Below are 23,031 nucleotides of genomic sequence, written 5' to 3' on the forward strand. Positions count from 1 at the left end.
CACCGCTCGCCGTTACTTGCGGGCGACGACGATCCCGTCGATGCGCACGGGGCGCTTGGTGGTGGTGCGGATGGTGATGGTCGTGCCCTTGGTGAGCTGCGGGAGGTTGACCAGTGCCTTGTGCTTGGTCGTGCCGTTGAGGGAGAAGCGCTTGACGACCTTGCCGGCGTAGCGGACCTCGAGGGCGCCGCTGCCCCTGGCCTTGGTGACGACGAGGGCGGCGCGGCCCTGGGGGACGCCCTTGAGGGTGAGGGTGCGGCCCTTCTGGTTGGTGGTGGTCGCGGTGCCGTTGAGGAACCTGGCGCCGGTGGCTCGTTTCCAGCCCCTGGAGGCCTTCAGTGCCCGGTCGTCGAGGGGGAGGGTGGTGCAGCGCTCGGTGCTCCACAGGGAGGTGACGCCGTGGCCGTCGCGGGAGCGGGCCTGGTAGCAGACCTGTCCGCCGCGGGCGACGTTGATGGTGTGGGTCGTGGTGGTGGTGGCGTCGAGCAGGGTGGTCCAGGCGCCGCGGTTCGTCTTCCAGGTGGCCTTGCGGTAGCGGACGTCGTAGCTGGCGATGCCGGGGATCGCGTCGGTCCCGGACCAGCCGAGCGTGACCGGTGACGTCATCGTGGTCGCCGGCAGGGGACTCGTGTGGACGGTCGGCGGGTCGACGCGATGGTCGATGTACGTGAACACCACGCGGGGCGTTCCGTCGCCGTGGGTGCGGGTTGGGGCGTCGGGCCCGAAGATGCTGAAGGAGGTGCCGCCTCCGCCGCCCGCACCGTTGCCGTCGCGACCGCCTCCGCCGCCACCTCCGCCACCGGGCCAGCCGGCGCCGCCGCCTCCGCCTCCGGAGTGGTACTGCGTGGTGTTGGGGTGGCTGATGGCCCAGCCGCCGTCGCCCCCACGTCCCCACCATCCATCAGCTCCCGCTTCACCCTCGAAATCGCTGAGGTTCCAGCCGCCGATGCCGCCTGAGCCCGGTCCGGTGGGGCTTCCCGGTGCGCCAGGGGTCGCGGACACTGCGTTCTCGCCCTGGCCGCCGGCCTGGCCGCTGTCGCCGCCTGCGCCGCAACGTCGATCTTCGTGACAGAAGCCGCTACCGCCTCCTCCGCCCGGGGCGACGAACAGCACGGGGTCGGGGGCAGGGCCGAAGATCTCCGTGGCGCCGCCCCCGCTGCCAGCATTCTGGCCGCCCGCGCCACCGCCGTTGGCGCCACCGGGGACCGGCTCGCCGTACGTGCCGTTGCGGCCGTTGCCGCCCACCTCGAAGGTCAGGGTCTGGCCGGGTGCGAGCACCTGGTTGCCGCCCGCGCTGAACGGGACCGGCACCGTCTGGGTGAGGTGCGCGCCACGACCTCCGGCCGCTCCCTTGTACCCGGGCCAACCCGTGACGACGCCGTGGCCGCCGTCGCCGCCGACTGCCTCGATGGTCAGCTCGGTGACGTTGTCGGGGATGGTGAAGGTGCCGACCCCGGTCTCGGTGTAGGTGCAGGTGACGGTGATGCCTGCGGCGACGCAGCCGTGCTGCAGGGTGGGTGCGGCGTGGCCGGCGCCCGGCACGGCGGCGAGGGTCGCGGCCGAGAGGGCGGTGATCGCGCCGAGCGTGGCGGCGCGCCTGATGGTGCCCATGGAGGTCTCCTCCGAGATCGGTGGCCCGTCGTGCACGAAGAGGGAGAGGGCACGACGAGCAGGGTTGGTGTGGCCGTCAGCCTAGGAATGCCGGGTCGGCGCTCGGGGGCCTTTCAGCAAGGGAATGCAAAGACCGGGGTCGGGTGGCGAAAACTCCGGGGTTGACGCGCAGGGGCCCCGGGGTGCGGAGGCCTTGACGCTCAGATCTTGCGCAGGCGCACCCAGTCGACCGAGTGGTCGGCGGACTTGCGCAGCACGAGGGTGGCGCGCGAGCGGGTGGGCAGCACGTTCTCCGACAGGTTCGGGCCGTTGATCGTGTCCCAGATCCGGCGGGCCTCGTCGACGGCCGAGTCGTGGCTCAGCGCGGCGTACTTGGCGAAGTAGGAGTCCGGGTCGCGGAAGGCGGTCTCGCGCAGCCGGAGGAAGCGGTCGACGTACCACTCGCGGATGTGGTTGGTGTTGGCGTCGACGTAGATGGAGAAGTCGAAGAAGTCCGAGAGGCCCAGGCCGGTCCGGCCGTCGCCGCGCACCCGCGCGGGCTGGAGGACGTTGAGGCCCTCGACGATGACGATGTCCGGCTTGCGGATGACGACCTTCTCGTCCGGGAGCACGTCGTAGACCAGGTGCGAGTAGACCGGCGCCTCGACCTCGTCCTTGCCGGACTTGATGTCGATCACGAAGCGCATCAGCGCCTTGCGGTCGTAGGACTCCGGGAAGCCCTTGCGCTCCAGCAGGCCGCGGCGGACCAGCTCGGCGTTCGGGTAGAGGAAGCCGTCGGTGGTGACCAGCGCCACGTGCGGGTGCTCGGGCCAGCGCGCGAGCATCTGCTGGAGCACGCGGGCGGCGGTCGACTTGCCGACCGCGACCGACCCGGCGAGGCCGATCACGAAGGGCGTGCGCGGGGGAGTGAGGCCGTGCAGGAACTCCTGCTGCTCGCGGTGCAGCGCCGACGCGGCCTTCACCCGCAGGCTGAGCAGGCGCGACAGCGGCAGGTAGACGTCCTGGATCTCCGCGAGGTCGAGCTGGTCGCCCAGGCCGCGCAGCCGGAGGATCTCCTCGCTGGTGAGCGGGCTCTCCGTCTCCGAGGCGAGCATCGCCCAGGTGGCGCGGTCGAGCTCGACGTACGGCGAGGTCTCCCGCGACGAGTCCTCGCCGTGGGTCCCCGGCGACTCCGCGGCCGTGACCATGGCGACGATTGTTCCAGCCGCGTCGTGTCGGTCTTACGGCGGCGTCGGAACTAGACTGCTGCCCCATGTGCGGGATCGTCGGATATGTCGGGCCCAGGTCGGCCACGGACACGGTCATCGACGGCCTGCGGCGCCTGGAGTACCGCGGCTACGACTCGGCCGGGGTCGCGGTCGTCGACGGCGGTGCCATCGCGCTCGAGAAACGGGCCGGCAAGCTCGCGAACCTGGAGAAGGCGCTCGACGAGTCGCCGCTCCCGGTCGCGCACACCGGGATCGGGCACACCCGCTGGGCCACCCACGGCCCGCCGAACGACGTCAACGCCCACCCGCACACCGGCGGCGCCCGCCGGGTCGCGCTGGTGCACAACGGCATCATCGAGAACTTCGTGGAGCTCCGCGAGCGGGTCGAGGCCGACGACCACGAGCTGCTCTCCGACACCGACACCGAGATCGTGGCCCACCTCGTGGAGCTGCAGGTCCAGTCGGGCATCGACCTGGCGACCGCCATGCAGCGCGTCTGCCAGCAGCTCGACGGCGCGTTCACCCTCGTCGCGATCGACGCCGCGGAGCCCGGCACGGTCGTCGCCGCCCGCCGCAACTCGCCGCTGGTCGTCGGCCTGGGCGAGGGGGAGAACTTCCTCGGCTCCGACGTCGCCGCGTTCATCGAGCACACCCGCGAGGCGCTCGAGCTCGGCCAGGACCAGATCGTCGTGATGACCCGCGACGAGGTGAAGGTCACCGACTTCCACGGTCGCCCGGTCGAGGCGAAGCAGTTCCACGTCGACTGGGACCTGTCCGCGGCGGAGAAGGACGGCCACGACTGGTTCATGCGCAAGGAGATCTTCGAGCAGCCGCGCGCCGTCGCGGACTCCCTGATCGGCCGTCGTACGGCGAAGGGGCAGCTGCAGCTCGACGAGATGCGCCTCGCCGACGAGGAGCTGCGCGACGTCGACAAGATCATCATCATCGCCTGCGGCACGTCCTTCTACGCCGGCATGGTCGCCAAGTACGCGATCGAGCACTGGACCCGCACGCCGGTCGAGGTCGAGCTCGCCTCCGAGTTCCGCTACCGCGACCCGATCATCGACTCGACCACGCTGATCGTGGCGATCAGCCAGTCCGGCGAGACCGCCGACACCCTGCAGGCGATCCGGCACGCGCGCTCGCAGCGCGCGAAGGTGCTGGCGATCTGCAACACCAACGGCTCCTCGATCCCGCGCGAGTCCGACGCGGTGATCTACACCCACGCCGGCCCCGAGATCGGCGTCGCGTCGACCAAGGGCTTCCTGACCCAGCTGGTCGCCTGCTACCTCCTCGCGCTCTACATGGCCCAGGTCAAGGGCACCCGCTTCGGCGACGAGATCGACGAGATCATGGAGCAGCTCGAGGCGATGCCCGACCACATCGAGACGGTGCTCGGGGACGCCGAGGCTGTCTACGACCTCGCCCGCGAGCACGCAGGCACCCGCTCGGTGCTCTTCCTGGGCCGCCACGCCGGCTACCCGGTGGCGCTCGAGGGTGCGCTCAAGCTCAAGGAGCTGGCCTACCTGCACGCCGAGGGCTTCGCGGCCGGCGAGCTCAAGCACGGCCCGATCGCGCTCGTCGAGGAGGGCCTGCCCGTCCTGTGCGTCGTGCCGCCCAAGGGGCGCGACTACCTGCACGGCAAGATGCTGAGCGGCATCCAGGAGGTCCGCGCCCGGGGTGCCCGGACGATCTGCCTCGCCGAGGCCGGCGACAGCTCGATCGAGCCGTACGCCGATCACCTGGTCCGCCTGCCGAAGGTGCCGGTGCTGCTGCAGCCGCTCGTCGCGATCGTGCCGCTGCAGCTGTTCGCCTGCGAGCTCGCGACCGCGCTGGGCCACGACGTCGACCAGCCGCGCAACCTGGCCAAGTCGGTCACGGTCGAGTAGGCCCGGGACCAGCCGTGGCAGTCGTCGGGGTCGGCATCGACGTGTGCGAGATCGTCCGGTTCGACGAGTCGTGCCGGCGTACCCCCGCGCTGGTGGAGAAGCTCTTCGTCGAGGCCGAGCGCGACCGCCCGATCAGCTCGCTGGCCGCGCGCTTCGCCGCCAAGGAGGCGCTCGCCAAGGCGCTCGGCGCGCCCCGCGGGATGGCCTGGCACGACGCGGAGGTCGTGTCGGAGGACACCGGCCGGCCGCGCTTCGTGCTGCGCGGCACGGTCCTGGCCGAGGCCGAGGCGCAGGGCGTGCGCTCGGTCCATCTGTCCCTGACCCACGACGGCGGGATCGCGTCCGCGGTCGTCGTCCTCGAGGACTGAGCGGAGGCCCCATGCTGCGCGCGCACACGGTCGAGGAGGTCCGCGCCGCCGAGGCCGCGCTGATGGCCACCCTGCCCGAGGGTGCGCTCATGCAGCGTGCCGCCTCCGGCCTCGCCTACGCCGTCGTCGACCTGCTCGGCGGCGCCTACGGGCGTCGCGTGGTGCTGCTGGTGGGCTCTGGCGACAACGGCGGTGACGCGCTGTACGCCGGCGCGATGCTCGCCCGCCGCGGCGCACTCGTCGAGGCGTGGCTGCTGTCCGCGACCGTGCACGAGGCCGGGCTCGCGGCCCTGCGCGGCGCGGGGGGCCGGGTCGGCACCCCGCGGCCCGGCACCGCCTTCGACGTCGTGGTCGACGGCATCGTCGGGATCGGCGGCCGCCCGGGGTTGCGCGACGACGCCCGTGACGCGCTCGAGGTGCTCGGCGGCGTCCCGGTCGTCGCGGTCGACACCCCCTCCGGGGTCGACGTCGACTCCGGAGCCGCGCCCGACGACCACGTGGTCGCCGACCTCACCGTCACCTTCGGCACGCACAAGGCCTGCCACCTGCTCGACCCCGCCTCCCTGGCCTGCGGCGCGGTCGAGCTGGTCGACATCGGGCTCGACCCCTACCTCCCGCCCGCCTCGGTCGAGGCGCTGCAGCCGGAGGACGTCGCAGCGATGCTGCCGGTGCCCGACCCCGAGGACCACAAGTACACCCGCGGCGTGGTCGGTGTCCGTGCCGGCTCCGCCGCCTACCCCGGCGCCGGGCTGCTCAGCGTCGCCGGCGCGGCCTGCGGGCTGGCCGGGATGGTGCGCTACGACGGCGACGAGTCCGTGCTCGCGCTCGTCCGCGCCGCGCACCCGGAGGTCGTCGGACCCGGACGCGTGCAGGCCTGGGTCGTCGGCTCCGGCAGCGACACCGGCGCCGAGCAGGCGCTGCGCGACGCCCTCGCCGACGACGTGCCCGTGGTGGTCGACGCCGACGCGCTCGCCTTCGCGGACCTCGCGCGGGGCACGGACGCGGTGCTCACCCCGCACGCCGGCGAGCTGTCCCGGATGCTCGGCGTCGACCGCGACGCCATCGAGGCGGAGCCGCTGGCCCACGCCCGCTCCGCGGCCCGGGAGTACGACGCCGTGGTGCTCCTCAAGGGCCGCCACACCGTCGTCGCCCGGCCCGATGGGCGGGTCCGGGTCACCACGACCGGGACCCCGTGGCTGGCGACCGCCGGCGCCGGCGACGTGCTCGGCGGCGTCATCGGGGCGCTGCTCGCGACCGGGCTCGACCCCTTCGACGCCGCGTCCGCCGGGTCGTGGCTGCACGGCGCCGCGGCGACCCTCGCAGCCCAGGACGGCCCGATCGTCGCGAGCGACGTGGCGGTGGCGCTGCCGGACCTGATCGCCGGGATGGGACGATAGGTCCCATGTCCCGCCCGCCGCTCGGCCCTGCCGAGGTCGTCGTCGACCTGGCGGCGATCCGCTCGAACGCCCGTGTGCTGCGCGAGCTGGCGGGCGTCCCGCTGGTCGCCGTGGTCAAGGCCGACGGCTACGGCCACGGCATGGTCGAGGTCGCCCGCGCGGCCCGCGAGGGCGGCGCCGACTGGCTGGCGACCGCCACCGTCGAGGAGGCGCTCACCCTGCGTGCCGCCGGCGTCGACGGACCGCTGCTGTGCTGGATCGCCGGTCCCGGCGCGGACCTCGCCGCGGCCGCCGCCGCGGGCATCGACCTGACCTTCTCCTCCGAGGAGCAGCTCGCCGACCTCGCCCGCGCCTTCGAGGGGCGCACCGACCCGGCCCGGATCCAGGTCAAGGTCGACACCGGCCTGTCCCGCGCCGGCGCGCCCCGTGCCGCGTGGGAGTCGCTCTTCGCCGCGGCACGCGCCGGCGAGGAGGCCGGCCGCTGGCGGGTCACCGGCATCTGGTCGCACCTCGCCTGCGCCGACGAGCCCGCCCACCCGGCCAACGACCGGCAGGAGCAGGTCTTCCGTGACGCCGTGGCGGCCGCTGAGGCAGCCGGCCTGCGCCCGGAGGTGCGCCACCTCGCCAACTCCGCCGCCACGATCCTGCGCCCGTCGGTGCGCTTCGACGCGGTCCGCTGCGGCATCGCGCTCTACGGCCTCGACCCGGCGCCGGGGGAGGCGACCGACGTCGGCCTGGTGCCCGCGATGACCGTCCGCGCCCCGCTGATGATGGTCAAGGACCTCGCCGTCGGCGACGCGGTCTCCTACGGCCAGAGCTGGACCGCCGAGCAGCCCACGACCGTGGGCCTGGTGCCGGTCGGCTACGGCGACGGCATCCCGCGCGCGGCCTTCCGCGCCGACGCGCCCGGCGCTGCTGCCCGGGTCGGCATCGCCGGCGCGCTGCGCCCGATCCGCGGCACCGTCTGCATGGACCAGGTCGTCGTCGACCTCGGCGGCGACCGGCCGCCGCTCGGCAGCGAGGTCGTCGTGCTCGGCCCGCCCGGCGCCGGCGGCCCGACCGCCCAGGACTGGGCCGAGGCCTGCGGCACCATCAACTACGAGATCGTGACCAGGATCGGGGGCCGGATGGGCCGCAGGTACGTCGACAGCGACGCTGCCGGGGGAGAGCGGTGAGCCGTCGCGGACGGGTCGTCGGCTCGCTCGCCGGCGCCCTCGGCCTCGCCGCCGGCACCGCCGCGGTCGGGATCCTGCGCCAGCAGCGGCAGATCAGCCGCCGCGCCGGCGACTCGGTGCCCTTCGGCTCCCTGCGGTCGGCACCGCTGACGGTCGTCGCGGAGGACGGCGTCACGCTGCACGTCGAGGTCGACGAGGTGGACGCGCCGGCACCGGGCAGCGCAGTCGACCGGCTGTTCCGTCGTACCAGCGCGGCGCCGGCGGTCACCGTCGTGTTCGTCCACGGCTACTGCCTCAACCTCGACTGCTGGCACTTCCAGCGCGCGGCCTACCGCGGCCTGGTGCGAGCGGTCTACTACGACCAGCGCTCCCACGGCCGCTCCGGCAACTCCGACCGCGCCCACTCGACCATCGAGCAGCTCGGCCGCGACCTGCACACCGTGCTCGAGCACGTCGTCCCGGAGGGGCCGGTCGTCCTGGTCGGCCACTCCATGGGCGGCATGTCGATCGTCGCGCTCGCCGAGCAGTTCCCCGAGCTGATCGGCGACCGCGTCGTCGGGGTCGGCCTGATCTCGACGACCGCGGGTGGCCTCGACCCGGGTCGGCTCCTCGTGCCTCTGCTGCCCGCGCGGCTCAGCGGCCCGCTGGCCAGCCGGGCCGTGCGCACCCTGCACCTGGGCCACAAGGCCATCGACGTGCTGCGCCGGGCCGGCTCGGCCGTCGCCTCGGTCGCCACCGACCGGTTCGCCTTCGGCGAGGAGGTGCCGCGCGGGTACGTCGAGTTCGTCGACGAGATGCTCGCCGCGACCCCCTTCGAGACGGTCGCGGACTTCTTCCCGAACTTCGCGAGCCTCGACAAGTTCCACGCCGTCGAGGTGCTCGGCGCCGTGCCGGTGTCGGTCATCTGCGGCACCGCCGACCGGCTCACGTCGATCGGCCACTCCCGCAAGCTGCAGTCGCGGATCCCCGGTGCGCGGCTGCTGGAGTGCGAGGGCGCGGGCCACATGGTCGTCATGGAGCGGCACGAGCTGGTCAACGCCGAGCTCGACCAGCTGATCACCGCCGCAGCGGAGAGGGCCGTCGCCCGGTGACCGCGATCGTGGAGGTCGGCCCCGAGCGCGCCGCCGACGTCCTGGCCGTCGTGCGCGCCGCCTTCGCGGCTCGACCCGTGCTCGACCCGCCCGCCGACGCGTTGTCCGAGACCGAGGAGACGATCGCGGCCAAGCTCGCCCCCGGCGGCGGGCTGCTCGTGCTCGACGGTGACCGGCCCGTCGGCGCCGTGGTCCTCGACCCCGTCGGCGACGCGATCGTGCTGCGGCGCTTCGGCGTCGACCCCGCCGCCCAGGGGCGCGGCATCGCCCGCGAGCTGGTGCGCGCCGCGCTCGCCGTCGCCGCCCGCCGCCCCGGGATCCGCCGGGTCGAGATCGTCGCTCGCGAGGAGCTGCCGCGTACGACGAAGTTCTGGCGCGACATGGGCTTCGTCGAGACCGGCCGCCACACGCCGTACATCGAGATGGCCCGGCCCGTGCCGCTCGTCGTCGAGGTGCCCTCGGCCGAGGAGATGCGCGCGCTCGGCGAGCGCCTCGCGGTCCTGCTGCGCCCCGGCGACGTCGTCGTGCTCTCCGGCGAGCTCGGCGCCGGCAAGACCACCTTCACCCAGGGCCTCGGCGCCGGCCTCGGCGTGCGCGGCGGGATCACCTCCCCGACCTTCGTCATCGCCCGGGTGCACCCGCCGCTCGGGGACGGCCCCGCGCTGGTGCACGTCGACGCCTACCGCCTGCACGGCCAGGCCGAGCTCGACGACCTCGACCTCGACACCGACCTCGACGAGGCCGTCACCGTCGTGGAGTGGGGCACCGGCCTCGCCGAGGGCCTCGCCGACGCCCGGCTGGAGGTGCGCATCGTGCGCGCCACGGCCGCCACGGACGTCGACCCCGAGGCCGACCCGCGCCTGGTCGAGGTCGACCCCGTCGGCCTGCGCTGGCTGGGCGTCGACCTCACCTGAAGCGCCCTGCCGGTGGTTGCCTGCCGGTGGTCGAGGTACGAGGCACCCGGGGTTGACGCTGTCCGCCGGTGGTTGAGGTGCGAGGCGCCCGGGGTTGCACCTGTCCGCCGGTGGTTGAGGTGCGAGGCGCCCCGGCGCCGAGCCTCGAAACCTCCGGCTCCGGTGCACCGGGTTGTGCCCGGGGGGTCTGGCGTGGCGGGCCCGGTGGCTTCGAGGCTCGGCCGCGGGCGGCCTCACACCTCAACCACCGGGAGGGGGTGCGCGTCGTACCTCAACCACAGTGGGAGTCGCTGGGTGTGTGGGGGTGAGTCCGTGCGCCGGGGGTTGACCCCGTGCGCCGGTGGTTGAGCTGCGAGGCGCCCGGGGGTCGACCCTGTCCGCCGGTGGTTGAGGTGCGAGGCGCCCCGGCGCCGAGCCTCGAAGCCCCCGGCTCCGGTGCACCGGGTTGTGCCGGGGATGGTCCGGCGTGGCGGGCCCGGTGGTTTCGAGGCTCGGCCGCGGGCGGCCTCGCACCTCAACCACCGGGAGGGGGCGCGCGTCGTACCTCAACCACCGGGAGGGGGTGCGCGTCGTACCTCAACCACGAGGAGGGGGTGCGCGTCGTACCTCAAGCACGGGGGGAGTGCGCCGGGCTGGGGCCGGCCAGCACGGCCTGGTGGTTTCGAGGCTCGGCCGCGGGCGGCCTCGCACCTCGACCACCGGGGGCCTCAGCCACGGGGGAGTCCCGGGACGGAGGTCCCGGTCGACTAGCCACCCCGGGCGTCGAGGACGGCCCGTTCGCGGGTACGGCCGACCCCTCGATCTCTTTACCTTGGACGGTGGGAGCAAGTCTGGGGGAGGGATTCTGCGATGCGTGCACTCAGGTGCCTGCTCGCGCTGCTGGTGGCGGTCGGCCTGTGGGCCGGTGCACCGTCGGGCGCGGAGGCGAAGCGTGCCCCGGCGCCGGTGCTGGAGCGGCCAGCGACGTCGTCGAAGAACGTGGTCTTCAAGGGCCGGGCCAGGGCCCGCGCGGTCGTGAGGATCCAGGTCCGGACGACCCGCTGGGTCACCGTGCGCAAGGTCCGCGCCACCCGCGCCGGCCGCTACCGCGTCGTCGTGCCGCGCCCGGCCCGGACCCGCGCCTACCGGGCCGTGTCCGGCAACCGCACGAGCGGCGTACGCCGGGTCGCGGCGCGCCCCGCGCCGAGGCCTGCCCCGAAGCCGACCCCGACGCCCGAGCCCGCGCCGGCGCCGACCGACGCGTGCGGCGAGCGCCCGGCCCGCCCCGGCGGCGGCCACTACGAGTGCTCCCTCGTCGAGGACTTCACCGGGACCGAGCTCGACCCCACGCTGTGGCTGGGGCAGAACATGCTGGGCCAGGGCGACCGGTGCGTGGCCGCGAACCCGCAGACCGTGGCCGTCGCCGACGGCACCCTCCGGCTCAGCGTCGTCCCCGCGACCGAGGCGCACCCGTGCCCGCTGCGCGCTGACGGCACCCGCGGCACGTACGCCGCCGGGTGGATCTCCACGCACGGCCGGTGGAGCCAGCAGTACGGTCGGTTCGAGGCCCGGATGAAGGTGCAGGCCACCAGCCTGCCCGGCCTGCACGAGGCCTTCTGGCTCTGGCCCGACACCCGCTTCTCCTCCGACGCGGACTGGCCGCGCAGCGGCGAGATCGACATCGCCGAGACCTACTCGGTCTACCCGGACCTGGTCGTGCCCTTCCTCCACTACGAGGTCGGCGAGGTGCCGCAGCCCGGGGTCAACACCGCCTGGAACTGCAGCACCACTCGCGGCGAGTGGCACACCTACGCCCTCGAGTGGACGGCCGACCGGCTCGAGATCCTGGTCGACGGCAAGACCTGCCTGGTCAACACGAGCGCCGCGGCGACCTTCCGCAAGCCCTTCATCATCAACCTCAGCCAGCTCCTCGGCGCCGGCGCCAACCTGCCCGACGGCCGGCTCGCGCTGCCCGCGACCATGGAGGTCGACTGGGTCAAGGTCTGGGCGTAGCCGCCCGGTCCACAGCCGGCGGGCGCTAGCGTGACCCGCCGTGCGTCCCTCCCGCCCCGTGCTGCTGCTCCTCGTGGGGCTGGTGACGGTGCTCGCGGCCGCAGCGGCGTGGTGGGTCCAGCGCCCTGACGAGCCGCTGGGTCCCGACGGGCCGTGCGGTCCGCCGGTGCGCAAGGACGGCGGCGGGACCTGGGAGTGCACCTTCGCCGAGGACTTCGACGGCGACCGCCTCGACCCGGACACCTGGACGGCCACCCAGCTGGTCGGCTCCGACGACCTCTGCATGGTCGACCACCCGAGCACGGTCTCCGTCGCCGACGGCCGGCTCCGGCTCTCCGTCGTCGCGGCCGACGACACCACCCCCTGCCCGGTGCGCGCCGACGGCACCCGGGCGTCGTACGCCGGCGGCTGGGTCACGACGGACGGCCGGTGGAGCCAGCAGTACGGCCGCTTCGAGGCGCGGATCCGGGTGCAGGACGCCGACGGGCCGGGCCTGCACGAGGCGTTCTGGCTGTGGCCGGACACGCGCTACGGCGCTGACCGGCCGTGGCCGCAGTCGGGCGAGATCGACGTCATGGAGACCTACTCGCACCGGCCCGACCTCGTCATCCCGTTCCTGCACTACGCGGCGGGCGAGAAGCCCGTCAACGGCGTGAACACGGCCTGGGACTGCCGGACCACCCGCGGCGAGTGGCACACCTACACCCTCGAGTGGACGGCCGACCGGCTGGAGGTCCTCGTCGACGGCGACAGCTGCCTGGTGAACACCGAGGGCGCGCCCGCGTTGCGCAAGCGGTTCATCATCGCCCTCACGCAGTCGATGGGGACCGGCGAGAACGCCTACGACGGCTCGGTGCCGCTGCCGGTGACCATGGAGGTCGACTGGGTCCGCGCCTGGCGCTGAGCGCCGGACACCCGTCCAGCCGGTCGGCCCCGCGACCGTGGTCAGATCGGGCTACGCCGTTGACTCCCTTCCGACGGATCCGGTCCGGACCGCTGTCCCCGGACCGCCCGCCGGGGTTACCGTCACCCCAGGGAGCTCGTCTCGGGGTCTCAGCAACATCATGGGGGGATTTGTCATGCGTTCGATCCGTCGCGCCACCACGCTCGCGGCCGGCCTGCTCGCCGCCGCACTCGCCGTGCCGCTCGCACCACCATCGGTCGCGCCGGCGGTGTCCGCGCCGCCGTCGCAGCCGGGCGGCCCGGCCAAGCCGGCCAAGCCCGACTGCGGTGCCCGCGTCGCCAAGCCGGGCGGCGGCAACTGGACCTGCACGCTCGCCGAGGAGTTCGCCGGCTCGGCCCTGGACGACGCCGTCTGGGCCGGGCACAACCTGCTCGGCTCCGGCGACATGTGCGTGCTGAGCACGCCCCGCACCGTGTCGGTGTCGGGCGGCGCGCTGCACCTGTCCGTCGTACCGGCCGACGCCACGACCCAGTGCCCGCGGCGCGCCGACGGTACGCGCGGCTCCTACGTGGCCGGCTGGGCGACGACCTACCACCGCTTCAGCCAGCAGTACGGCCGGTTCGAGGCCCGGATGCGGGTCCAGGCGGCGTCGGCGCCCGGCCTGCACGAGGCGTTCTGGCTGTGGCCCGACACCCGCTACGCCGCGGACTCGCCGTGGCCGGAGACGGGCGAGATCGACATCGTCGAGCTGCACTCCTCGCACCCGGACATGGCGGTGCCGTTCCTGCACTACAGCGACGACCGGCTCGGCCCGGTGCACGGGCTCAACACGTCGTGGACCTGTGCCACCACCCGCGGCGCGTGGCACACCTACACCCTCGAGTGGTTCGCCGACCGGGTGACGATCCTCGTCGACGGCAAGACCTGCCTGACCAACACTGCCGGCGCCAGCAGCTTCCAGAAGCCGTTCATCATCAACCTCACCCAGCTCCTGGGCAGCGGCACCAACGCCTACGACGGGCGGGTCCCGCTGCCGGCCACCATGGACGTCGACTACGTGAAGGTCTGGCGCTGACCGGCTGGGGCGGTACCGGAACCGGTGTCCGGGGCTGAGACGCAGAACTGGTACCTGTTCCACTTCCGCCCGGCGGCGGCTATCTTGACGGGCACCGGGGGAGCTCCACCCCCGCCTGCACCGAGCCGCCGAGGGACATGGGGATCCGATGCGCGCGTTGAAGTCCGCCCTGGCGGCCGTCTGCCTGCTGGCGACGGCGCTCGCCGTACCCCTCGCGCCGACGGCCCCGGCCCCCAGCGCTGGGGCCGCGGCCGACCCCTGCGGGGCACCGGTCTACCGGGCCACCGGCGGCCGGTGGACCTGCACGCTCGCCGAGCACTTCAACGGCTCCCGCCTTGACCCGAACCGCTGGGTCGCGCTCAACCAGGCCGGGAGCGGTGACCTGTGCGTGCTCAACAGCCCGCGGACCGTGGCGGTCAGCATGGGCAAGCTGCGGCTCAGCGCGGTGCGGACCGGACTGGCGTTGCGCTGCCCGCTGCGCGCGAACGGGACCCGGGCCACCTTCGCCGGCGCCACGGTGAGCAGCCACTACCGGTTCAGCCAGCAGTACGGCCGCTTCGAGGCCCGGATCAAGGTGCGCGGCGCGAGCCAGCCGGGCCTGCACGAGGCGTTCTGGCTGTGGCCGGACGCGCGCTACTCCTCGGACAAGAACTGGCCGACCAGCGGCGAGATCGACGTCATGGAGACCTACTCGTCCCAGCCGCAGCTCAACGTGCCCTTCCTGCACTACTGGGCCGACGCCTACGGCCCGATCGACGGCTTCAACACGTCGTGGAGCTGCAAGGCGCCCCGCGGGCTGTGGCACACCTACGTGCTGGAGTGGACGGCCAGCCAGCTGAGCATCAGCGTCGACGGCCGCACCTGCCTGACCAGCGTCCACGCGGCGCCGAGCTTCCGCAAGCGGATGATCCTCAACTTCAGCCAGTTCCTCGGCGGCGGCAACAACCTCTACACCGGCCGGGTGTCGCTCCCCGCGACCATGGAGGTCGACTGGGTGAAGGTCTGGCGCTGATCGCCAGCGGGTAGCCTCGATCCGTGCTGCTGGCCTTCGACACCGCGTCGCCGACGGTGACCGTCGCCCTCCACGACGGCTCGGACGTCGTCGCCTCGGCGACCGCGACGAGCGCGATGCGCCACGGCGAGCAGCTCGCGCCGCTGGTCGCGCAGGTGCTCGAGCAGGCCGGCGCGAAGCCCGCCGACCTCACCGCGATCGCCGTCGGTGTCGGTCCGGGCCCGTTCACCGGTCTGCGGGTCGGGCTGGTCACCGCCCGCACGATGGGCCACGTCCTCCAGGTCCCCGTGCACGGCGTCTGCTCGCTCGACGCCCTCGCGGTCGAGGCCGTCGAGACCGGGACCGTGGACGGGGACTTCGTGGTCGCGACCGACGCGCGGCGCAAGGAGGTCTACCTGGCGTCGTACGACCGCGAGGGGCGCAGGCACCACGACCCCGTCGTCGACCGCCCGGCCGTGCTCGCCACCGACCGACCGGTCGTGGGGGAGGGCGCCGCGCTCTACCCCGACGCGTTCCCCGCCGGCCGCGCGCCGCTGCGGCCCGACGCCGTGTGGCTGGCACGTGCCGTGGCGAGCCGCCGCGTCGACGTGCTCGAGCCCGAGCCGATGTACCTGCGCCGACCCGACGCGGAGGTCCCGCGCTCGCCCAAGGCCGTCCTCCCCGACGCCGTCCCGGGCCCGTGAGCGTCGTCGTCCGCGCCGCCGGCCGCAACGACGTCGCCGACATCGCCGCCCTGGAGGTGGAGGCGTTCCCCCTCGACCCGTGGTCGCCGGTCCTGCTCGAGCAGGCCGTCGACGGGACCGTCCCGACCGTCGGCATCCTCGTCGCGGAGCAGGACGGCGGGTTCGCCGGCTACGCCGTGGTCAGCGTCGTCGACGTCGACGCCGAGCTGCAGCGGATCGCCGTGCCCGAGGACCTGCGTCGCTCCGGCATCGCCCGCACCCTGCTCGTGGCCGTGCACCAGCACGCCGGGGAGCGCGGCGCGGAGCGGCTGCTGCTGGAGGTCCGCGAGGACAACATCGCTGCCCGGCTCTTCTACGAGCACCACGACTTCACCGAGCTCGGCCGCCGGCCGCGCTACTACCGCGACGGTGCCACGGCGCTCGTCCTCAGTGCATCAGTGAGAATGGCCCTGTGAAGAGCGAACCGCTGGTCCTCGGCATCGAGACGTCCTGCGACGAGACGGGGGTCGGCATCGTCCGCGGCCACACCCTGCTCGCCGACGCCGTCGCCAGCAGCGTCGACCAGCACGCCCGCTTCGGCGGCGTCGTGCCGGAGGTCGCCAGTCGTGCCCACCTCGAGGCGATGGTGCCGACGATCCAGCGCGCGTGCGAGACCGCCGGCGTGCAGCTGTCCGACGTCGACGCGATCGCGGTCACCCACGGCCCCGGCCTCGCCGGCGCGCTGCTCGTCGGTGTCGCCTCGGCGAAGGCGCTCGCGCTGTCCCTCGGCAAGCCGCTGTACGGCGTCAACCACCTCGCCGCCCACGTCGCCGTCGACCAGCTCGAGCACGGGCCGCTGCCCGAGCCCTGCCTGGCGCTGCTCGTGTCCGGCGGCCACTCCAGCCTCCTGCGGGTCACCGACGTGACCGGCCACGAGGGCGGCGTCGACCCGCTCGGCGCCACCATCGATGACGCGGCCGGCGAAGCCTTCGACAAGGTCGCCCGGCTGCTCGGCCTGCCCTTCCCCGGCGGGCCGCACATCGACCGTGCCGCCCGCGAGGGCAACCAGGTCGCGATCGACTTCCCGCGCGGCCTCACCAGCCGCCGCGACCTGGAGCGGCACCGCTTCGACTTCTCCTTTTCCGGCCTCAAGACCGCCGTCGCGCGCTGGGTCGAGGCGCGCCAGCGCTCCGGGGAGCCCGTGCCCGTCGCCGACGTCGCCGCGTCCTTCCAGGAGGCCGTGTGCGACGTGCTCGTGCGCAAGGCCCTCGACGCCGCCGCGGCCGAGGGCATCGAGGACCTCATGATCGGCGGCGGCGTCGCCGCGAACTCCCGGCTGCGCGCGCTGGCCGAGGAGCGCGCCGGCAAGCTCGGCATCCGGGTGCGGGTGCCGCGCCCGGGCCTGTGCACCGACAACGGTGCGATGGTCGCTGCGCTGGGCTCGACCATGGTCGCCCGCGGCCGCACCCCCTCGCCGCTGGACCTCCCCGCGGACTCCAGCCTGCCGGTCACCGACGTCCTCGCCGGTTGACCCGCCGCTCCGTCGTACCTCCCGACGGGGTGGCGGCTCGTGGCGGCTCGTGGCGGTTCTGGCTGGTCCTGCCGCTGTAACACGCTGATCGCGGATGCTGTCGCCGCTCGGGCGCTGTAACACGTCGTTCGCGGGTGTTGCCGCCTTCCGGGCGCTGTCACACGCTGATCGCGGATGTGGCCGCCGCGCGAGCGCTGTCACACGCTGATCGCGGGTCTTCCCGCCTGTCGGCGTCTGTTCCAGCCCCACCCAGCGGGGGATCTCCGCGGTCACGGGGCGCCTGGGTCGGCGATCGACGTGTGACAGCGGCCGGTCGGCTGCCAGGGCCGCGAACCACGTGTTACAGCGGCCGGTCGGCTGCCAGAGCGGCGAACCACGTGTGACAGCGGCCAGCGACGCGCGGAACTGACCCGCGACCAACCTGTGGCTCGCTAGGTTCGGGGCACACGTCCCGTCGTCGTCCAGCAAGGAGCCTCCGATGCAGCAGGTCCGCGCCGTCGTGGCCCGCACCAAGGGTGCGCCCGTCGAGATCGCCACCATCAACGTCCCCGACCCCGGGCCGGGGGAGGCGGTGGTCAAGGTGCTGACCTGCGGGGTGTGCCACACCGACCTGCACTACCGCGAGGGCGGCATCAACGACGACTTCCCGTTCCTGCTGGGCCACGAGGCGTCCGGCATCGTCGAGGCGGTCGGTCCTGACGTCACCGGCGTCGCGCCGGGTGACTTCGTGGTGCTGAACTGGCGCGCGGTGTGCGGGGAGTGCCGGGCGTGCAAGCGCGGCGACCTGCACTACTGCTTCAACACCCACAACGCCACGCAGAAGATGACCCTCGCCGACGGCCCGGATGCCGGCACCGAGCTCTCGCCCGCGCTGGGCATCGGCGCGTTCGCCGAGAAGACCCTGGTCGCCGCCGGGCAGTGCACGAAGGTCGACCCCGAGGCCCGCCCGGCCGCCGTCGGCCTGCTCGGCTGCGGGGTGATGGCCGGCATCGGTGCGGCGATCAACACCGGCGCGATCACCCGCGGCAAGTCCATCGCCGTCATCGGCTGCGGCGGCGTCGGGGTCGCCGCGATCGCCGGTGCCGCGCTGGCCGGTGCGTCGCCGATCATCGCCGTCGACATCGATGCGCGGAAGCTGGAGAAGGCGAAGGAGCTGGGCGCCACCCACACCGTCGACTCATCGAAGGTCGACCCGGTGGAGGAGGTCAAGCGGATCTGCGCGGAGACCTACGAGGGCGCCGACGGCGCCGACGTCGTCGTGGAGGCCGTCGGGCGCCCCGAGACGTGGAAGCAGGCGTTCTACGCACGCGACCTGGCCGGGACCGTCGTCCTGGTGGGCGTGCCCACCCCCGACATGAAGGTCCCCGACATTCCGCTCATCGACGTCTTCGGTCGCGGCGGGGCGCTGAAGTCGAGCTGGTACGGCGACTGCCTGCCCAGCCGCGACTTCCCGATGCTCGTCGACCTCTACCGCCAGGGTCGCCTCGACCTCGACGCCTTCGTCACCGAGGAGGTCGGTCTGGGCGACGTGGAGGCCGCCTTCGCCCGGATGCACGACGGCGACGTGCTGCGCTCGGTGGTGGTCCTGTGACCGGCCGGGCACGCGTCGACCACGCCGTCTCGTCGGGGACGTTCTCCCTCGACGGCGAGACCTTCGAGGTCGACAACAACATCTGGGTCGTCGGCGACGACGAGGAGTGCATCGTCATCGACGCCCCGCACTCCGTCGACGACATCCTCGCCGTGGTCGGCCAGCGTCGGGTCAACGCGATCGTGTGCACCCACGCCCACGACGACCACGTCCGCGTCGCGCCCGCCCTGCGCGAGGCGGTCAACGGCGGCGCCGGCGCACCGATCCTGCTCCACCCCGACGACCGGCCGCTGTGGGAGCTGACCCACACCGACCACCTCTGGGACGTCGACCTGTCCGACGGGCAGGAGATCACCGTCGCCGGTACGACGCTGCGGGTGCTGCACACGCCGGGGCACGCTCCCGGCGCCGTGTGCCTCCACGCGCCCGACCTGGACTGCGTGTTCACCGGCGACACCCTGTTCAACGGCGGCCCCGGCGCCACCGGTCGCTCGTTCAGCGACCGGCCGACCCTGGAGGACTCCATCCGGGCGAAGCTGTTCGACCTGCCCGACGACACGGTCGTGCACACCGGGCACGGCGACGACACCACCATCGGCGCGGAGGCCGCGGCGCTCGGCCGGTGAGCGTGCTGCGCCTCAGCCCAGCGGGTCGACGAGGAGGGCCGTGCCCTCGCCTGCGACGCGGGTGAGGACCACGGTCGCCTCGGCGTCGCCGCGCAGGTCCAGCCGCTTGCGCAGCGCCTCCGGGGACACCTCGACGCCGCGCTTCTTGAGCGTGATCCTCCCGACGCCGCGCTCGCGCAGCGCGGCCCGCAGCTGCTTCTCGCGGTAGGGGAGCTCCTCGACGACCCGGTAGGCCCGGGCGAACGGCGTGCGGAAGGCGTCGTCGGAGGTCAGGTAGGCGATCTTCGGGTCGACCAGCCCGCCGTGCACCCCGGCGGCGACCGCGGTGACCAGGCCGGCGCGTATCACCGCGCCGTCCGGCTCGTAGAGGAAGGCGCCGACCGCGCGGGTGCCGACGGCGTCGGCGCCCGGGTCGTCCTCCTCGGTCAGCGTCGCCAGCCCGCCCTCGCGGATCACCGTCGCGCGGCGGGCGACGGTGGCGGTGCGCCCGGACCACAACGCCGCCTCCTTGACCTCGCCGTCGTCGCTGACCCACTCGGCCTCCACGCCGTCGGGGACCAGGTCGTGCGGGATGCCGGGTGCGACCTTCACGCAGGCGTCGCGGCGCAGCAGGCCCTCGACCCACGTCCACGGCGGCGTCCAGTCGTCGACGCGGAAGCTGCGCCCGGCGCCCGAGCGGCGGGCGGGGTCGGCGAACGCGAGGTCGAAGGCCCGGTGGTCGACCGTCGTCGCGTCGGCGACCTGGACCGCGCCGGGCAACCCGGCCGCGGCGAGGTTCGCCTCCGCCATCGCGACCCGCACCGGGTCGAGGTCGACGCCGGCGCAGATGATCCCGACCCGGGAGGCGGCGAGCAGGTCGCCACCGATCCCGCACCCGAGGTCGACCAGCGTCCGCGCGCCGAACGCCGCGGCCCGACCAGCGCGGTGGTCGGCGACCCGCTGCCGGGTGGCCTGCTCCAGCGCGTCGGGGGTGAAGTACATCCGGGCGGCGAGCTCGCCGAACTTCGCGACCGCGCGCTGCCGGAGCTCGACCTGCCCGAGCGCCGCCGCGGCACGCTCGCCGGTCGTCGTACGACGCAGGGCGGAGCCGGCTGACAGAGGGCTCGCGCCGTCGGCGACCAGGGTGGTGGCCTCGGCCAGCAGCGCCTGCCCATCATCGGTCAGCAGCCACTGGAAGGTCTCGAGGTCCACCCCCTGATCCTGTCAGGCGGTGCTCACTTCACCAGGTCGACCCCGGCCGGCACCTCGTCACCGTCGCGGGGCTCGCCACCGGCTGGCCCCTGCCCGTGCGCGTCGTCGCGGGCCTCGTCCCCGTGGCCCGGCCACCAGGCGGCGTGGCCCAGCAGCGAGGTCAGCGACGGGGTGAAGAACATCGACATCACGAACGCCACGATCAGGATGCCGACGGCGAGGGCGAAGCCCATCGACACGATGAGCGTGTTGCCGCCCAGCATCAGCGACGCGAAGGTGCCGGCCAGGATGATGCCCGCGGCGCCGATGGTCGGGCCGGCGTGGGTGACCGCTTGCGACGCGGCGTCGTGCGGGTCGCGGCCCTCGCGGGCCTCCTCCCGCAACCGGGCGATCATCAAGATGTTGTAGTCGGTGCCCAGTGCCGTGACGAACAGGTAGATGTAGATCGGCAGCATGAAGATCAGGCCGGGCTCGCCGCCGATGTTCTGGAACGCGATGACCGTGAGGCCGAGGGTCGCGGCGAAGCCGAGGCCGACCGCCGCCATCAGGAACCACGGGGCGACCAGGCTGCGCAGCAGGAGCGCGAGGATCAGCATGATCACGCCGGCGGCGACGGGGAAGACGACCTTGTAGTCGCGGGCCATCGCCGAGGACATGTCGGCGAAGATGCCGGGCGTGCCACCGACGTACGCCTCGGTGCCCTCGGGCGCCGCGTCGTGGGCGGTGTCGCGGATCGGGCCCGCGACGTTGTCCTGCGCGGCATCGGAGACCGGGTCGTCGGCGAGCGTCAGGTAGTACTGGAAGGCCGAGCCGTCCTCGGACGGGACCGGTCCGGCGACGGCGTCGACGCCCTTGGCTCCCTCGAGCGCCGCCTTGAACTCGCCGAGCTGGGCCTCGCTCACGTCGGCGCCCTCGGCGTCGACGAGCACGGGAACCGGCTCGGCGGCACCGGCGGAGAAGTTCGCCTGGAAGGTCTCCATCGCCTCGGTGGACTCCACACCCTCGGGCAGGCTGGAGTTGAAGTCGAAGGACGGGTTGAAGCTGAGGGCGAAGAGCGCGAGCACCGTCATCACGCCGCCGGAGACGAGCGCGACGATGCCCGGGCGGCGACCCACGACACGGCCGAGCTTCACGAACGTGCCGTGCTTCGGCTCCTTCTGCCACGACTTCGACGGCCAGAAGAGCGCACGGCCGAGCAGGGAGACGACCGCCGGCACGAGGGTCAGCGCGGCCAGCAGGGTCACGAACACGGCGATGGCCAGCGCCGGGCCGATGGCGCGGAAGATGCTGAGCGAGCTGAGCACGAGCGCCATGAACGCGACGATGACGGCGCCACCGGCGGACGCGATCGCCTCGCCGGCACGGTCGAGGCTGTGCACGACGGCGTCCTTCACCTCGGCGCCCTGGCGCAGCCGCTCGCGGTGCCGGAAGAGGAAGAACAGGATGTAGTCAGTGCCGACGCCGTAGAGGACGACGACGAGGATCTGCTCGACCGAGGCGTCCGCCTTGAGGTCGAAGAGGTCGTTGGCCCAGGCGATCGCGCCGGTGGCGATCATCGAGACGATGCCGACGGTCACGATCGGCAGCAGGCAGATCAGCACGCTGCGGAAGATCAGTGCGAGCAGGCCGACGATCAGCACGATGGTGGCGATGCCGACGATCACGAGTGTCTGCTCGCTGGACTCCTGGGAGTCGAGGCCCTGCAGCACCGCGCCGGTCGCCCGCACCTCGAGGCCCGAGTCCCCGGTGAGCTCGTCGATCTCCTCACGCAGGTCGCGACCGTCGTCGAAGGCCTGGGTGTCGTAGCCGGTGGCGCCGTCGGCCAGCGGGATCACGGCGAAGAGGACCGTGCCGTCCTCCGACAGGTTCGGCTTGCCCTGCTCGTCCTGGAAGAAGACGGCCGGCTGGAAGGTGTCCGTGCCGAGCTCGGGTGCGAGCTCCTGGGCGAAGGTCCCGACCTCAGCCTGGTCCTCGGCGGTCAGCGCCGCGCCGTCCTCGCGCTCGATGACGAGGATGGCGCCGGGGGAGAAGGCGTCGGAGAACTTCTCCTCCTGCAGCTGCAGTGCCTGGATCGACTCGTAGTGGTCGGGCAGGAACTCGGAGTTGTCCTGGGTCGACTCCAGGGCGGGCGCGGTGCTCACGACGACGGCGGCGAGCAGGATCCACCCGGCGATGACGAACCAGCGGAATCGGGTCACGAAACGACCCAGGGCAGCGAACATGGGGGCAACGCTTCCGTGTCCGCGCGACCCCGGTCAACCGACTTTGGTAGGAACTCGCGCTGGCCCGGGCCCGGGCACCTCTGGCACTCGCTTGCCGTGAGTGCTAGTTTCATCTTTGGCACTCTCGCACCGAGTGTGCCAACGCCGGTCGGGGGCGCCCCTCGCGCCTGCGGCCGCACCACGAACCAGCAGTAGAAACCAACGCATCAGCCCTAGAAAGTGGAGGTCGACATCGTGTCGGTCAACATCAAGCCGCTCGAGGACCGGATCGTCGTCAAGCCCCTCGAGGCCGAGCAGACCACCGCCTCCGGTCTGGTCATCCCCGACACGGCCAAGGAGAAGCCGCAGGAGGGCGAGGTCCTCGCGATCGGCCCCGGCCGCATCGACGACAACGGCAACCGCGTCCCGCTCGACGTGGCCGTGGGTGACAAGGTCATCTACAGCAAGTACGGCGGCACCGAGGTGAAGTACGCCGGCCAGGAGTACCTCATCCTCTCGGCCCGCGACGTCCTGGCCGTCCTGGCCTGACCTTCGAGTCTCGAACCGCCCGGGACGTCGTCCGCATCGGTAGC

20 protein-coding genes are annotated in these 23,031 nt (G+C 73.3%); 16 read left to right on the plus strand and 4 right to left on the minus strand.

The genetic code is table 11. The features are described 5' to 3' along the window. Nucleotides 1–12: 12 nt before the first annotated feature. Nucleotides 13–1,611 carry a hypothetical protein gene (locus NOCJ54_RS27865; protein WP_028653810.1) on the minus strand — a complete coding sequence of 533 codons (1,599 nt, stop codon included), beginning with the start codon at nucleotides 1,609–1,611 and terminating at the stop codon, nucleotides 13–15. Nucleotides 1,612–1,811: 200 nt separating this feature from the next. Next, nucleotides 1,812–2,798, minus strand: coding sequence for a type I pantothenate kinase (gene coaA / locus NOCJ54_RS0100105; RefSeq protein ID WP_036516308.1), 987 nt, complete (start codon nucleotides 2,796–2,798; stop codon nucleotides 1,812–1,814). Nucleotides 2,799–2,863: 65 nt separating this feature from the next. Here coaA and glmS point away from each other — a divergent pair, with 65 nt between their 5' ends. The 15 genes from glmS (at nucleotide 2,864) to NOCJ54_RS0100180 (ending at nucleotide 19,046) form a co-directional block, all read left to right on the plus strand. Continuing rightward, on the plus strand, nucleotides 2,864–4,708 hold the full coding sequence (gene glmS, locus NOCJ54_RS0100110) for a glutamine--fructose-6-phosphate transaminase (isomerizing) (protein WP_028653812.1): 1,845 nt from the start codon (nucleotides 2,864–2,866) through the stop codon (nucleotides 4,706–4,708). A gap of 14 nt (nucleotides 4,709–4,722) precedes the next feature. After that, on the plus strand, nucleotides 4,723–5,076 hold the full coding sequence (locus tag NOCJ54_RS0100115; protein ID WP_028653813.1) for a holo-ACP synthase: 354 nt from the start codon (nucleotides 4,723–4,725) through the stop codon (nucleotides 5,074–5,076). Between the two features lie 11 nt (nucleotides 5,077–5,087). Then, nucleotides 5,088–6,473 carry an NAD(P)H-hydrate dehydratase gene (locus NOCJ54_RS0100120; protein WP_028653814.1) on the plus strand — a complete coding sequence of 462 codons (1,386 nt, stop codon included), beginning with the start codon at nucleotides 5,088–5,090 and terminating at the stop codon, nucleotides 6,471–6,473. 5 nt (nucleotides 6,474–6,478) lie between these two features. Further along, a complete protein-coding gene (alr, locus tag NOCJ54_RS0100125; RefSeq protein WP_028653815.1) occupies nucleotides 6,479–7,648 on the plus strand; it encodes an alanine racemase in 1,170 nt (389 codons plus the stop codon). Further along, nucleotides 7,645–8,739 carry an alpha/beta fold hydrolase gene (locus NOCJ54_RS0100130; RefSeq protein ID WP_028653816.1) on the plus strand — a complete coding sequence of 365 codons (1,095 nt, stop codon included), beginning with the start codon at nucleotides 7,645–7,647 and terminating at the stop codon, nucleotides 8,737–8,739. The genes alr and NOCJ54_RS0100130 overlap by 4 nt, the downstream gene beginning before the upstream one ends. Next, on the plus strand, nucleotides 8,736–9,653 hold the full coding sequence (gene tsaE, locus NOCJ54_RS0100135; protein ID WP_028653817.1) for a tRNA (adenosine(37)-N6)-threonylcarbamoyltransferase complex ATPase subunit type 1 TsaE: 918 nt from the start codon (nucleotides 8,736–8,738) through the stop codon (nucleotides 9,651–9,653). Before NOCJ54_RS0100130 ends, tsaE begins: the two co-directional genes overlap by 4 nt. Before the next feature lie 849 nt (nucleotides 9,654–10,502). Then, nucleotides 10,503–11,645 (plus strand): glycoside hydrolase family 16 protein, encoded by a 1,143-nt coding sequence (locus NOCJ54_RS0100140; protein WP_028653818.1) that lies wholly within the window; start codon nucleotides 10,503–10,505, stop codon nucleotides 11,643–11,645. 40 nt (nucleotides 11,646–11,685) lie between these two features. Continuing rightward, complete coding sequence (locus NOCJ54_RS0100145; protein WP_145724783.1) at nucleotides 11,686–12,549, plus strand: glycoside hydrolase family 16 protein; 864 nt, start codon at nucleotides 11,686–11,688, stop codon at nucleotides 12,547–12,549. Between the two features lie 175 nt (nucleotides 12,550–12,724). Next, entirely contained in the window at nucleotides 12,725–13,624 is a 900-nt protein-coding gene (locus tag NOCJ54_RS0100150) for a glycoside hydrolase family 16 protein (RefSeq protein ID WP_028653820.1), read from the plus strand. A gap of 148 nt (nucleotides 13,625–13,772) precedes the next feature. Then, entirely contained in the window at nucleotides 13,773–14,636 is an 864-nt protein-coding gene (locus tag NOCJ54_RS0100155) for a glycoside hydrolase family 16 protein (RefSeq protein ID WP_028653821.1), read from the plus strand. Nucleotides 14,637–14,659: 23 nt separating this feature from the next. Then, on the plus strand, nucleotides 14,660–15,319 hold the full coding sequence (gene tsaB, locus NOCJ54_RS0100160; RefSeq protein ID WP_028653822.1) for a tRNA (adenosine(37)-N6)-threonylcarbamoyltransferase complex dimerization subunit type 1 TsaB: 660 nt from the start codon (nucleotides 14,660–14,662) through the stop codon (nucleotides 15,317–15,319). Next, entirely contained in the window at nucleotides 15,316–15,774 is a 459-nt protein-coding gene (gene rimI, locus NOCJ54_RS0100165; protein ID WP_028653823.1) for a ribosomal protein S18-alanine N-acetyltransferase, read from the plus strand. The genes tsaB and rimI overlap by 4 nt, the downstream gene beginning before the upstream one ends. Next, complete coding sequence (gene tsaD / locus NOCJ54_RS0100170) at nucleotides 15,771–16,829, plus strand: tRNA (adenosine(37)-N6)-threonylcarbamoyltransferase complex transferase subunit TsaD (protein ID WP_028653824.1); 1,059 nt, start codon at nucleotides 15,771–15,773, stop codon at nucleotides 16,827–16,829. Before rimI ends, tsaD begins: the two co-directional genes overlap by 4 nt. 478 nt (nucleotides 16,830–17,307) lie before the next feature. Beyond that, nucleotides 17,308–18,420 (plus strand): S-(hydroxymethyl)mycothiol dehydrogenase, encoded by a 1,113-nt coding sequence (locus NOCJ54_RS0100175; RefSeq protein WP_028653825.1) that lies wholly within the window; start codon nucleotides 17,308–17,310, stop codon nucleotides 18,418–18,420. Continuing rightward, the gene (locus NOCJ54_RS0100180) at nucleotides 18,417–19,046 is read left to right on the plus strand and encodes an MBL fold metallo-hydrolase (protein WP_028653826.1); all 630 of its coding nucleotides are present in this window, start codon (nucleotides 18,417–18,419) and stop codon (nucleotides 19,044–19,046) included. Before NOCJ54_RS0100175 ends, NOCJ54_RS0100180 begins: the two co-directional genes overlap by 4 nt. 12 nt (nucleotides 19,047–19,058) lie before the next feature. On the opposite strand, the gene NOCJ54_RS0100185 is transcribed toward NOCJ54_RS0100180, so the two are convergent. Then, entirely contained in the window at nucleotides 19,059–20,237 is a 1,179-nt protein-coding gene (locus tag NOCJ54_RS0100185) for a class I SAM-dependent methyltransferase (RefSeq protein WP_028653827.1), read from the minus strand. 23 nt (nucleotides 20,238–20,260) lie between these two features. Then, complete coding sequence (locus NOCJ54_RS23090) at nucleotides 20,261–22,435, minus strand: MMPL family transporter (protein ID WP_232221633.1); 2,175 nt, start codon at nucleotides 22,433–22,435, stop codon at nucleotides 20,261–20,263. 258 nt (nucleotides 22,436–22,693) lie between these two features. Here NOCJ54_RS23090 and groES point away from each other — a divergent pair, with 258 nt between their 5' ends. Then, nucleotides 22,694–22,987, plus strand: a complete 294-nt coding sequence (gene groES / locus NOCJ54_RS0100195; RefSeq protein ID WP_028653828.1) for a co-chaperone GroES — start codon at nucleotides 22,694–22,696, stop codon at nucleotides 22,985–22,987. Nucleotides 22,988–23,031: the final 44 nt, after the last annotated feature.

Origin of the sequence: Nocardioides sp. J54 (assembly GCF_000519005.1) — a bacterium.
In the GTDB taxonomy this organism is placed as follows: Bacteria; Actinomycetota; Actinomycetes; order Propionibacteriales; family Nocardioidaceae; genus Nocardioides.